The following is a 12,291-nucleotide window of genomic DNA, read 5'->3' on the forward strand; positions in this document are numbered from 1 at the left end:
CAGCGTGATCGCGGTCTGAAAAGTTTTTTCTCCGCTCAAACCCGCAAATCCTGTCCGGTGCGCATGGCCGGCCATCCGGTGATGGCAAGCGCGCCAAATTGAACGCGCCATCGCCGGCGCTCCGCCAAGGGCCGTCGGGCCATTCGGCGGCTTGTCAGAGGTCGAGACACCAGCGCATGATGGCCTTCTGCGCATGCAGCCGGTTTTCGGCTTCATCCCAGATGACCGAATGCGGTCCGTCCATCACCTCGGAGGTCACTTCTTCTTCGCGGTGTGCCGGAAGGCAATGCATGAACAGCGCGTCCGGTTTTGCATGGCTCATCAGGCGCGCATTTACCTGGTAGGGGCGCAGCATGTTGTGCCGTCGCTCGCGGGCAGATTGCGCATCATGCATGGAGACCCATGTGTCGGCGACGATCAGATCCGCACCTTCCACAGCCTTTATCGGGTCGCGTTCGATCGTGATCGCGCTGCCGGCATTGCGCGCCCAGCCGACAAATTCCATTTCGGGATCGAGCTGCACCGGGCCGGTAAAGGTCAGATCGAAACCGAACTGCCCCGCTGCATGCAGGAAAGACGCGCAGACATTGTTGCCATCACCGCACCAGACGACCTTTTTCCCGGCAATGGGGCCGCGGTGCTCTTCGAAGGTCATCACGTCGGCCATGATCTGGCAGGGATGGGTGCGGTCGGTCAGACCGTTGATCACCGGAACAGAGGCATATTCAGCCATCTCTTCGAGCACGGATTCATCAAAGGTCCGGATCATGATCATATCGACATAGCGCGACAGAACGCGCGCCGTGTCGGCGATGGTCTCGCCGTGACCGAGCTGCATGTCGTTGCCCGAGAGCACCATCGTCTGGCCGCCCATCTGGCGCACTCCGAGATCGAAGCTCACGCGCGTGCGGGTCGATGGCTTTTCGAAGATCAGCGCAACCATGCGCCCGGCGAGCGGGGTATCGGCATCGGGGGCGGCCTTGGGCTGGCCATCGCGGGCATCCTTGATCGCGCGGGCCCTGTCGATAATGCCGCGCAAGGCGGGTTTGTCGGTTTTGTGGATATCGAGAAAATGGTTCATGTCATCTCATTTCGTCACGCGGAGGGAAAGTTCGGGGCGCTGCCCCGTCGCGGCAAGCCGCGACTCCCCGGGATATTTCAAGCCCAAAGAAACACTCAGGCCGGTGCCTTTTCGAGCGCGGTTGCGGCCTGTTCCAAACGGGTGATCGCTTCAGCGATCTCCGCGTCCGAAAGTGTCAGCGGCGGCAGGAGACGCACCACGTTGTCGGCGGCAGGCACGGTGATCAGCTCGGCGGCATAGGCGGCGTTGACCAGGTCGATATTGCTGACCTTGCATTTCAGCCCCAGCATCAGCCCGCTGCCGCGGACGCCTTCAAGAACATCCGGATGCGCGGCGACCAGGCCTTCGAGCCTTTGGCGCAGCAGGCTCGCGCGGCGGCACACATCCGCGAGGAAATCAGGATCCGTCACATGATCCATCACGGCACATCCCACCGCACAGGCCAGCGGGTTGCCGCCATAGGTCGAGCCGTGGGTGCCGGCAGTCATGCCGGATGCGGCGTTTTCCGTGGCGAGCACGGCACCGAGCGGGAAGCCGCCGCCGATGCCCTTTGCGACCATCATGATGTCGGGTACGATCCCGGCCCATTCATGGGCAAACAGGCGTCCCGTCCGGCCGATGCCACATTGCACCTCGTCCAGAACGAGCAGGGTGCCGCTTTCGTCACAGAGCGCACGCAGCCCCTTGAGGCACATGTCGGGCAGCGGGCGGATGCCGCCTTCGCCCTGAATCGGCTCGATCAGGATCGCGGCCACATCGCTGAGGTCTTCGGCCTTGAGCGCGTCATGGTCGCCCCAACCCAAATGGGTGAAGCCGGGCAGGAGCGGGCCGAAACCGGCGGTCATCTTTTGCGATCCGGCGGCAGCGATGCCGGCCGAAGACCGCCCGTGGAAGCTGCCTTCGAAGGCGATGACCCGGGAGCGCTCCGGATGGCCTTTGTCGTTCCAGTATTTGCGGGCCATCTTGACCGCCAGTTCACAGCTTTCCGTGCCGGAATTGGTAAAGAACACCGTGTCCGCAAAGCTGTTGGCCACGAGCTTGTCCGCCAGCGCCTGCTGTTGCGGGATCTGGTAGAGGTTGGACACGTGCCAGAGCGTGTTGGCCTGTGTTGTCAGCGCGTCCACCAGTGCGGGATGGGCATGCCCGAGCGCGTTGACGGCGATGCCGGCGCCGAGATCCAGAAAACGTCGCCCGTCTGCCTCGATCAGCCAGCTGCCTTCGCCTTTGACAAAGGAAAGGGGCGCACGGTTATAGGTCGGCAAAACGGACGGGATCATGAGATTATCCTCGATCGGGACGGAAAACCGATTGGTGCCAAGGCACTGCGGCGCCGTCAAGAGATTTGAACATGTGGAGAGAGGTGCACCAACTGGTGCGGGAACAGCGGAATCGCTCCGCGCGGCGGGCGCGGAGGGCTCAGAAGGGTCGTCGGAGAAGGATCACGATGCTCATGGAAGCGGCGGTGCCATGATCTGAGAGATTTCGCAAGGAAAATCGTCCAACACTGTCGGTTCCGGGGGCTTTGAGCGGCGCTGTTCGTTCGGCGGTTGTCATCGTCGGGCCTGGGGGGGGCGCAGGCGTCGGGCGTCGCCGCGTCGGGTGACAGCCCTGGAACGCAGCGTTGGCGTGCGGGGGCCTTGGCCGGGTCTTGCGGCGCGCTATGCGTGGGGCGTTGTGTGCGGCGCGCAAGCCGGGTAGCGTCGCGTCATGCAAGTGCCCGTGATCGACAATCTGCAATATTGCAACTTCTCCGGAAAGATCTTCCGCCAATTGCGCGAAGGTGGGGTCGACGCGATCCATGTGACCATTGCCTACCACGAGAATTTTCGCGAGATGGTGGCCAACCTCGAGCGTTGGAACCGGTTCTTCGAAACCTATCCCACGCTGATCATGCGGGGCACCTGTGCAGCAGATGTGATGAAGGCTCAGGAAACCGGGCGCACCGCCGTTTTTTTCGGTTTCCAGAACCCCAGCCCGATCGAGGACGATATCGGTCTGGTGGAGATCGTGCATCAGCTTGGCGTGCGGTTCATGCAGCTGAGTTACAACAACCAGTCGCTGCTGGCGACCGGTGCCTATGAAGACGAGGATCCCGGACTGACGCGGATGGGCCGCGCCGTAATCGCAGAGATGAACCGCGTCGGCCTTGTGATCGACATGAGCCATTCCGCGGAGCGTTCCACGCTTGAAGCAATCGATCATTCGACACGCCCCATCGCCATCACCCACGCCAACCCGGACTGGTGGCACCCGGCCTTGCGCAACAAATCCGACACGGTCTTGCGCGCTTTGACCAACGCAGGCGGCATGCTTGGCTTTTCGCTCTACCCGCACCACCTGGCGGATGGCTCCAACTGCACAAGGCAGAGTTTTTGCGAGATGATTGCGGAAGCGGCGGATCGGTACGGTGCGGAGAGCCTCGGGATCGGCAGCGACCTGTGCCAGGATCAGCCGGACAGTGTGGTGACTTGGATGCGCGTCGGGCGCTGGACCAAAGAAATGGATTACGGCGAAGGCTCTGCGGCGGCGCCGGGTTTTCCGGCGATGCCAGAGTGGTTCCGCGACAATCGGGACTGGGACTCGCTGCGCGACGGATTGCATGATGCAGGCTTCACGGCCGAGGAAACGGACGGCATTCTCGGCGGCAACTGGCTGCGCTTTTACGAAACGAGTTTCACGGCAGGCTAACCATGCGTGGGTCGGAACACACCAGGGGGCAAAGACGGGGCAGACAGGTGCCGGTGATTGTCCTGAACGGGGCGTCATCGAGCGGAAAGACAACCGTTGCGCAGGCAATCCAGAGTATCGCCGAGGAACCGTTCTGGCACCTGTCGATCGATCATTTGCGTGATACGGGTGTGTTGCCGATGCAGCGTGTGCGCAGCGGGGATTTTCTTTGGTCGGAGTTTCGCGAGCGGGTGTTTGGCGGGCTGCACGCGATGATCGGAGCCGTGGCGCACAGCGGCAATCCCCTGATTGTCGAGCATATTCTCGACACGCAGCGCTGGATTGCCGATCTGCGTGAGATCCTGAGCGGAACGGATGTCCTCTTTGTCGGGCTGGAAACACCGCTCGACACGCTCAGAGCGCGCGAACAGGCGCGTGGCGATCGCCCAATCGGCATGGCGGATGCGGATGCGCGCCATGTGCATGCCGGGATGGTCTACGATCTCAGGCTGGATGGGCGAGACGCGCCAGAGCGCAATGCGCAGCGCATTCTCGCCGGGTTCCGGTCGCTGCCACGCATATCGGCGCTGTCGAGCGGCGTTCCGGTCTGAGTGTTTCCTTCTGACCGTGGAGCCAGCCTGGGCCGCTTGTGTCTCAAGGTGCATTCCCGCACCCGGTCTCTCTCCGAATGCGCCTTATTCCGGACGGGCGCGCCCTTATATCCGCTGCCATGACCCAGACACACACTGTCAGACAGGCGGCGCTGCCGGAAGACATGCGCATCCTGCTCCGGGATTATCCGCGCGAAGCTTGGCCGGATCACCCGGATTTCGCGACCTCCATCGCAAACTGGATGGGGGCTCACCTCATGTTTCGTCAATTGGCCCGGACGCTGACCCGCGACGGCGAAAGATATCTCGATCGGGAGCGGGATGCCGACACCCATGCGGAGCGCTTGTCGCGGTTCGGCGGGGCGCTGGTCTCCAGCCTGCATGGGCACCATCATTGGGAGGACACGCGCTTTTTCCCGGAGCTGTCGGCTGCGGATTCGCGGTTTGATCCGGGGATAGAGATCCTTGAGTCCGACCATGAGGCGCTCGATGCCACGCTGCATCGTTTCGAGCGCGCCGCCAATCGCGTCATCCGGCTGACAACGCTGGACGAAGCGCAGGCGCGGGAGGAAACCGCCGATGTGCTGCGCGAAAGCCGGACCATCGAGGCCTTGCTCACGCGTCATCTGGCGGATGAGGAAGATCTTGTTGTGCCGATCCTGCTGCACCACAAGCTGCGCGGCTAGATCCGTGCGACTCCGGGACCGGGGCATGGCGCGTGCCCCGGTCTTGTTCTGACCGCCGCTGCATGGTTGGCTGCCGGAACGATCCGCCGGCAATGCGCAAATGGAGAGATGTCATGACGAACTCTACACCCTTGATCGGGCTATACGGGCTGGGCACAATGGGCTCGGCGCTTGCGTTGAACATGGCCGATCACGGCATTGCTGTGGCCGTTTCGAACCGCTCCGCAGACGCGATCGACGCATTTGTCGAAGAAGCCGGGCCTCTCGCGGCGCGGATCACTCCGTCTGCCGACCTCGACGCGCTGATCGCGGCCTTGCCAACACCGCGCCTGTTGTTGGCCATGATCCCGTCCACCGGGCCGATGGACGGGTTTCTGGATGCCGTGATTCCGAAGCTTGCCAAAGGCGATACCGTGATCGACGCGGGCAATGCCGATTTCCACGACACACGCCGCCGTGCGAGCCGGCTGGACGAACACGGGCTGCACTTCGTCGGGCTGGGCGTATCGGGCGGTGAAGAGGGTGCGCGCCATGGCCCTTCCATGATGATGGGCGGTTCGGAGCAAAGCTGGGCGCGGCTGGAGCCCATCCTGACGGCCATCGCTGCACGGTATGACGGGGCGCCCTGCGTGGCACGGCTCGGACCGGACGGTGCGGGGCATTTCGTCAAGACGGTGCATAACGGCATCGAATATGCCGACATGCAGATGCTGGCGGAGGTGACGGAGATCCTGCGGCATGGTGGCGGATGGTCAACCAAACGCATTGCGTCGCTCCTCGACGACTGGAACGCCGGACCGTTGGAAAGCTACCTCACCGAAATCACTGCCAAGATCTTGCGCTATGACGATCCGGACACTGGCGGTCCGGCGGTGGACACGATCCTCGATCGTGCCGGCCAGAAGGGAACCGGACGCTGGACGGTTATCGAGGCGGTCAAGCTCGGGCAATCCGCGACCTTGATCGAAGCGGCCGTGGCCGGGCGAGCGTGGTCTTCCGAAAAGGCGCTCAGAGAAGCCATGGAGTCGCGCTTCGGCAAGGAGCGCGCGCCCATGGAGATCGATGCGGCGGCTTTGGAACGGGCCGTGCTGGCCGCCCGGGTTCTGGAATACGCGCAGGGCTTTCGCATCCTTGGCGCCGCGTCGGAACACTATGGCTGGGCGCTGGACCCGGCGAGGATTGCAGAAATCTGGCGGGCGGGCTGCATCATCCGGGCGCGGCTCCTCGATGATATCTCTGCGGCCTTCGCCGAAGATCCGCCAATGGGACAAATTGTGCTGAGCGCACATTTTGAACAAACCCTGAAAAGCGGTGTTCCGGCTCTGCGTTCGGTCGTGTCGCAGGCCCAGGGAGCGGGATATGCGGTGCCCGTCCTCTCGGCCGCGCTGGGTTTTTGGGACACCATGCGGCAAGGGCGTGGAACGGCGCATATCATCCAGGCGCAGCGCGATTTCTTTGGTCGTCACGGTTTCGACAGGATCGACGGAACGGGGCCGCATCACGGGCCGTGGTGGGATTAGCGTGCCACAGCGAGGCTATTGCGAGGCTGTTGAACCCGCACGCTCGCGGGCTTCACCCTATTGCTTGCGCCGTTTGGCGCGCAGGGTCGGGTCGGCTTCGCGCGGGTCTTCCGGCCAGGGATGGCGGGGATAGCGCGCGCGCATGTCCTTGCGCACATCGGCATAAGAGCCATCCCAGAAACCCGGCAGGTCCATGGTCGTTTGCACCGGGCGCTGCGCCGGAGAGAGAAGCGTGATCCGAAGCGGCACCCCGCCCACACTGGGGTGCGTGGTCTGGCCAAAGAGTTCCTGTAGGCGCAGGGAAATCTCCGGATGCTCGCCGGAATAATCGATGGGGATCCTGCGCCCGAGCGGGGTCTCGAAAGAGCTTGGAACAGCGCGGTCAAGCGCCTGGGTCTGATCCCAGTCCAGCCGCGCGCGCAAGGCGGGGAGCAGATCGAAGCGATTCCAGTCATCGGCGCTCTTCACGCCCGCAATGTAAGGCAACAGCCAGGTTTCGAGCGTATCCATCAAGGCTTGCTCGCGCATGTCCGGCAAGGCGATCCCCTCCGCACGCCCCAGCATCACGCGCGCGCAGAACCGCTTGGCCGCATCGTTCATCCGCAGCCCGAGGTCTCGCACGCCGTCGAGCATGGCGCGCGCAATGGCGTCTTCCGGCGCGTCTTTCCAGAGGCGGTCGTCAAGCGCGATGGCTCCCAGCCGTTCCTGGCGCCGCGCGACCACCCGCCTGTCCCGCTTTGACCACACGCATTGGTCGGCCCAACGGATCTGATCCGAAAAGAGATCGCGCAGAGCGCTTTCGCTGATGGCGATGGCTTGCCGGATCCTTGCCTCGCGCGGATTGCCGTCTGTATCGGTCACGACGATGAGCCGGGCGCCCGCCAAGGGGTCCCCGTCGTCCATGATGGCGCCCTTGCCTCCCGAAAGCTGAAAGCGGGGTGCATCGCCTTTCCGGCGCTTGCCGATCCGGTCCGGATAGGCAAGCGCGGCCATCTCCGCCGCATCGAGAGCCGCGTGGCTGGGCGTCGCGGGCGCAAGCCGTGCAAGCCGCCTTGCGTCGTCGCGGATGCGCGCCAGCGCGCCGTGGTTCAATCCGAAGGGCCGGGTTGCGGCAAAGCGCTTCGCGTCGCCGATTGCCTCCAGTCGAAGGGCCAGATCCGAGGGCGCGCCCTTGAGCGGATCGCGCTCCGACAGCAACGCGGCAAGACGTGCTGCTCCGGATCCCGCAAGGGCCAGCATGTGTCCCAGCCGCGGATGCACCGGGAGCCTGGCCAGAAGCCGGCCATGTTTGGTGATCTGCCCGCGCTGGTCGAGCGCGCCAAGCATGGTCAGCAGGGCCTGCGCCTCGGCAAAGGCCCCGGCATTGGGCTGTGTCAGAAAGGGAAGTTGATCGGGTTGCGCCCCCCAGAGCGCCAGTTCAAGCGCCAGGGGCGCGAGGTCGGCCGTTTCGATTTCGGTCGGCGGAAAAGCGGGCAATGCCCCGTCTTCGCCCCGTGTCCAGACGCGATAGGCCACACCTTGGGCAACGCGGCCCGCACGGCCCGCGCGCTGCGTCGCTTCGGCGCGGGAGACCCGCTCGGTTACAAGCCGGGTCATCCCCGAGCCCGGATCGAAACGCGCGCGGCGCGCCTGACCGCCATCGACGACAACCCTGATGTCTTCGATCGTGAGCGAGGTTTCCGCAATCGCCGTTGCCAGCACAACCTTGCGCCCCGATTGCGCCGGTCGGATCGCGGCGCGCTGGGCGTCAAAAGGCATCGCGCCAAAGAGTGGGCGGATCTGCACGTCGGGCCCGACCATTCCGGTCAACCTTGCCTCGGCCCGGCGAATTTCGCCCTCGCCGGGCAGAAAGGCAAGAATGCCGCCCTTGGTCTCCTCCAGCGCGTGCAGCACGGTTTCGGCAACGGCCTCGTCGATACGGGTTCGCTTGCCCAGAGGCGTTTCGCGCCAGCGCGTCTCGACGGGAAAGGCGCGCCCCTCGGATGTGAGAACCGGCGCAGACATCAGGTCGGCAACGGGCGTGGCGTCCAGCGTCGCAGACATGGCGACGAGGATCAGATCGTCCCGCAATGCCTGAGTGATCTCGAGGCAGAGTGCGAGCCCGAGATCCGCGTTGAGGGAGCGTTCGTGGAACTCGTCAAAGATTACCGCGCCAATGCCGGTCAGTTCCGGATCGGACTGGATCATACGCGTCAGGATGCCTTCGGTGACGACCTCGATACGCGTGGCCTTCGTGGCCTTTGTCTCGCCACGGATGCGGTAGCCAACGGTCTGGCCGGGATCTTCGCCAAGGCTCTGGGCCATGCGCGATGCGGCGGCGCGGGCTGCGAGTCTGCGCGGCTCCAGCATCACGATCTTGCCTTCCGTCAGATCGGCTTCAAGCATGGCCAGTGGCACGCGGGTGGTTTTGCCGGCACCGGGGGGCGCCTGCAGAACGGCGCGGCCGTGCTGTCGCAGGGCCGCGGTCAGTTCGGGCAGGACTGGATCGATCGGAAGAGGCTGTTGGTCCATAAGCCGCTTATCGCCGAGCCGGACGCCGCCGTCCATTGCATCGCGCCTGCTTCGGCCTTCTGTTTTCGGGCGCGGCGCTGAAGGTCGTATCGGTGGCTCACCCGGCGTAGTCGGAACCCTCGGCATCGAGGATCGCCTTGAGTTCGGCGAGATGCTGGGTGCCCTGATCGGGATAGGCTTCCAGTTCGCGCGCGGTTTTCTCGGCGATCTCATCTGAGAGCACGTCAAGAGGCTGCCCGGTTTGCAAGGCGCGGATATAGGTCTCTGCCGCGCGTTCGAAGTAATACAGCCGGTTGAACGTATCGGCCACTGTATCGCCAATAACCATCACGCCGTGATTGCCCATGACCAGAACCTTCTTGGCCGGGTCGTCGAGCAATTGCGCGCAGCGTGCGCCTTCCTCTTCGAAAGCGAGCCCGCCATAAGCCTCGTCGATCGCGATGCGATTGAAGAACGTGGCGCAGTTCTGGTCGATGGGCGGGAGCCGCTTGTCCTTGAGGCAGGCCAGGACGGTTGCGTGGATCGAATGCACATGCATGGCGCAGCGCGCATGGGGGCAGAGCCGGTGCAAACCGCCATGCAATCCCCAGGCGGTTGGATCCGGTGCGCCGGGTTTCCTGAGTGTCTCGGGGTCGTTGGCGTCCACTTCGATCAGCTCGGAAGCCTTGATCCGCGAGAAATGGCGGTGGTTGGGGTTCATCAGAAACCGGCTGCCATCCTCGTTGATTGACAGGCTGAAATGATTTGCGATGCCTTCGTGCATATTGAGCCGCGCGGTCCAGCGGAACGCAGCCGCGAGATCGACCCGTTCGGCCCAATGCGTGAGGTTCCGGGTGTTTGGTGCATTCATGGCGAGACGCTCCGTTCTGAAAATGATGCGCCCAGAGCAACCGGAGCGATGTGGCGAGTCAATCGGGTTGTCCGGCGCGTTCCGGTTTCCTGCGCGCCGGTGACCGGGCAGGTCTTTTGACAGTATCACTCACAAGGGGCGCGACGGCACCCAGGCATACCCGTCAGGGCATATCAGCGTGCATTCCCGTAACCCGTGGGGCTTATCGGTGGGCGGTTGCAGAACGAGCATGTCGTGGGCGTCCGCCCTCCCGGCGGCGGTATCGGGGTCGGTTTCATACAGGCGCAGTTCGATCCCCGCACCGCGTGGCGGGGTCTCGGGCAGGAGAGCCAGATAGGGGTTGTTGTGATACGTGTGATCGGCGTGCAGCTGGAAGACCGCCGCCCCGTAGCGCAGGATCGCAAAATCCGAGGAGACCCGGAACGCCTCCATGTCGAAAAGGGCCGCGAGCCGCGCGGCTTGGGCCTTGACGTCACGCACAAGGATATTGAGACCCATCCCGCTGAGGCCGGCGCCGAACGCATCGGCACTGACCGAGTCGTAGTCGGGCCCCGTGGGTTCGGTGTTTTTGGCGTCGTCGTGAGCGGCGTTCGGCCGGTCGCTGGCATCCATCGACATGACAGGGCTCCTGACCGTTTCGCGGCAGCTTGAACCCCTGTTGCCAAGCTGTCAACGTAAGCCGACAAGAGGGGTGCAATCCCCAGGACCCGTCAGAAGGACCCATCCATGACCAGCCTGCCCGAGCAACTGCGCGTCGAATCCCCCAAGGATCACGGATCATTCGTGTTCACCGAAGCGGAAGCGGCCGTCGAGCGCCTTTGTTCCTTGTATGACGAGGCAACGGAATTCCTGCGCGATCATTTTCAGGCTGCGTTGCAGGAAGGGTATCCGGGGGTGCGTTACCGCGCCTTTTACCCCGAGATCCGCATCACCACCTCGACCTTTGCAAAGGTCGACAGCCGTCTGAGCTTTGGCCATGTGTCCGGCCCGGGCAGCTACACCACGACAGTGACCCGGCCAGACATGTTCTGTCGTTACCTGACCCAGCAACTCGAACTGCTGATCACCAATCACGGTGTCCGCATCGAGATTGGCTGGTCGGATACGCCGATGCCTGTGCATTTTGCAGTGGCGCGGTATCCGGATCTGAGCGTGCCGCAGGAGGGGGCGGCGGACTTCATTCTGCGCGATGTGTTCGACGTGCCCGACCTTGCGACCACGAATGACGATATCGTCAACGGGCTCGTTTCTGCGGACGAAGATGGCGACAAACCGCTCGCCCTGTTTACCGCGCAACGCGTCGATTACTCCCTTGCGCGGCTTGCGCATTATACCGCGACCGGACCGGAGCATTTTCAGAACCACGTTCTCTTTACGAACTACCAGTTCTACGTTTCCGAGTTCGAGGCTTTTGCGCGTGCCATGCTCGCCGACCCCGAAAGCGGTTACACCAGCTTTGTGTCTACCGGGAATATCGAGATTACCGAAGCGGATGCCGCCATCCCGTCAGTGTCCAAGATGCCCCAGATGCCGACCTATCACCTCAAGAAGGAAAACGGCGCGGGCATCACCCTGGTGAATATCGGGGTGGGCCCCTCAAACGCCAAAACCGCCACCGACCATATCGCGGTGCTGCGTCCGCATGCGTGGATCATGGTGGGCCATTGTGCGGGGTTGCGCAATTCCCAGAACCTCGGAGATTTCGTCCTTGCCCATGCTTACCTGCGCGAAGACAAGGTGCTGGACGATGATCTGCCGGTCTGGGTGCCGGTCCCCGCACTCGCCGAGATCCAGATCGCGCTGGAAAACGCGGTGGCCGATGAAACCAAGCTTGAGGGCTACGATCTCAAACGTGTCATGCGCACGGGCACTGTGGCGAGCGTCGATAACCGCAACTGGGAATTGCGCGATCAAGAAGGTCCGGTGCAACGGTTGAGCCAGTCGCGGGCCATCGCGCTCGACATGGAAAGCGCGACCATTGCGGCGAATGGTTTTCGCTTTCGGGTGCCCTACGGGACGTTGCTTTGCGTCTCGGATAAACCGCTGCATGGCGAGTTGAAGTTGCCAGGCATGGCCTCGGATTTCTATAAAACCCAGGTGGCACGGCATCTCATGATCGGGATTCGCGCCATGGAGCAACTGTCGCGAATGCCTCTGGAACGCATTCACAGCCGCAAACTACGCAGTTTCGAGGAAACCGCCTTCCTTTGACGCAGCGGAAACCAGCCGGAAAGCCCTATTAATATGGCTATTTGAGACACTAGGCGTTGTGTTTTAACTCAACATCCGGTTTTATCCCGCCACAGAGGCCCAAAGGGATGGGCGAATGACGCCCCGACGGGTGGGCAGTGAAGGAGACCATGAA

Annotated in this window: 10 protein-coding genes; 5 read left to right on the forward strand and 5 right to left on the reverse strand. The window is 63.2% G+C overall.

Going from position 1 to position 12,291, the window contains the following annotated elements:
• Positions 1-154: 154 nt before the first annotated feature.
• Together argF and J1C49_RS04970 are read right to left on the reverse strand one after the other, a co-directional pair.
• Positions 155-1,081 (reverse strand): ornithine carbamoyltransferase, encoded by a 927-nt coding sequence (gene argF / locus J1C49_RS04965; protein ID WP_227444704.1) that lies wholly within the window; start codon positions 1,079-1,081, stop codon positions 155-157.
• Between the two features lie 95 nt (positions 1,082-1,176).
• On the reverse strand, positions 1,177-2,358 hold the full coding sequence (locus J1C49_RS04970; protein ID WP_227444705.1) for an aspartate aminotransferase family protein: 1,182 nt from the start codon (positions 2,356-2,358) through the stop codon (positions 1,177-1,179).
• A 430-nt stretch (positions 2,359-2,788) separates the two neighbouring features.
• Between J1C49_RS04970 and J1C49_RS04975 the strand changes: the two genes are divergently transcribed.
• The 4 genes from J1C49_RS04975 (at position 2,789) to gndA (ending at position 6,565) form a co-directional block, all read left to right on the forward strand.
• Complete coding sequence (locus J1C49_RS04975; RefSeq protein ID WP_227444706.1) at positions 2,789-3,769, forward strand: membrane dipeptidase; 981 nt, start codon at positions 2,789-2,791, stop codon at positions 3,767-3,769.
• A 47-nt stretch (positions 3,770-3,816) separates the two neighbouring features.
• Positions 3,817-4,359, forward strand: coding sequence for an AAA family ATPase (locus J1C49_RS04980; protein WP_227444707.1), 543 nt, complete (start codon positions 3,817-3,819; stop codon positions 4,357-4,359).
• Between the two features lie 119 nt (positions 4,360-4,478).
• Complete coding sequence (locus tag J1C49_RS04985) at positions 4,479-5,045, forward strand: hemerythrin domain-containing protein (RefSeq protein WP_227444708.1); 567 nt, start codon at positions 4,479-4,481, stop codon at positions 5,043-5,045.
• Between the two features lie 113 nt (positions 5,046-5,158).
• Positions 5,159-6,565: an NADP-dependent phosphogluconate dehydrogenase gene (gene gndA / locus J1C49_RS04990; RefSeq protein WP_227444709.1), complete on the forward strand. Its 1,407-nt coding sequence runs from the start codon at positions 5,159-5,161 to the stop codon at positions 6,563-6,565.
• A gap of 57 nt (positions 6,566-6,622) precedes the next feature.
• On the opposite strand, the gene hrpB is transcribed toward gndA, so the two are convergent.
• From hrpB to J1C49_RS05005, 3 genes are all read right to left on the reverse strand, one after another.
• Positions 6,623-9,076, reverse strand: coding sequence for an ATP-dependent helicase HrpB (hrpB, locus tag J1C49_RS04995; protein WP_227444710.1), 2,454 nt, complete (start codon positions 9,074-9,076; stop codon positions 6,623-6,625).
• 97 nt (positions 9,077-9,173) lie between these two features.
• Positions 9,174-9,926 (reverse strand): class II aldolase and adducin N-terminal domain-containing protein, encoded by a 753-nt coding sequence (locus tag J1C49_RS05000; protein WP_227444711.1) that lies wholly within the window; start codon positions 9,924-9,926, stop codon positions 9,174-9,176.
• A gap of 129 nt (positions 9,927-10,055) precedes the next feature.
• Complete coding sequence (locus J1C49_RS05005) at positions 10,056-10,424, reverse strand: glyoxalase (protein WP_227444776.1); 369 nt, start codon at positions 10,422-10,424, stop codon at positions 10,056-10,058.
• A 228-nt stretch (positions 10,425-10,652) separates the two neighbouring features.
• On the opposite strand from J1C49_RS05005, the gene J1C49_RS05010 reads away from it, so the two are divergent.
• Positions 10,653-12,137 (forward strand): AMP nucleosidase, encoded by a 1,485-nt coding sequence (locus tag J1C49_RS05010; protein ID WP_227444712.1) that lies wholly within the window; start codon positions 10,653-10,655, stop codon positions 12,135-12,137.
• The last annotated feature ends 154 nt before the right edge of the window (positions 12,138-12,291 follow it).

This window comes from Cognatishimia sp. F0-27 (assembly GCF_020667845.1).
Classification (GTDB): Bacteria; Pseudomonadota; Alphaproteobacteria; order Rhodobacterales; family Rhodobacteraceae; genus JAFMPQ01.

Coding starts and splice junctions, on each gene's coding strand:
- argF (WP_227444704.1), bottom strand. CDS start 1,081: ATGAACCATTTTCTCGATATCCACAAAACCGACAAACCCGCCTTGCGC.
- J1C49_RS04970 (WP_227444705.1), bottom strand. CDS start 2,358: ATGATCCCGTCCGTTTTGCCGACCTATAACCGTGCGCCCCTTTCCTTT.
- J1C49_RS04975 (WP_227444706.1), top strand. CDS start 2,789: ATGCAAGTGCCCGTGATCGACAATCTGCAATATTGCAACTTCTCCGGA.
- J1C49_RS04985 (WP_227444708.1), top strand. CDS start 4,479: ATGACCCAGACACACACTGTCAGACAGGCGGCGCTGCCGGAAGACATG.
- gndA (WP_227444709.1), top strand. CDS start 5,159: ATGACGAACTCTACACCCTTGATCGGGCTATACGGGCTGGGCACAATG.
- hrpB (WP_227444710.1), bottom strand. CDS start 9,076: ATGGACCAACAGCCTCTTCCGATCGATCCAGTCCTGCCCGAACTGACC.
- J1C49_RS05000 (WP_227444711.1), bottom strand. CDS start 9,926: ATGAATGCACCAAACACCCGGAACCTCACGCATTGGGCCGAACGGGTC.
- J1C49_RS05005 (WP_227444776.1), bottom strand. CDS start 10,424: ATGGGTCTCAATATCCTTGTGCGTGACGTCAAGGCCCAAGCCGCGCGG.
- J1C49_RS05010 (WP_227444712.1), top strand. CDS start 10,653: ATGACCAGCCTGCCCGAGCAACTGCGCGTCGAATCCCCCAAGGATCAC.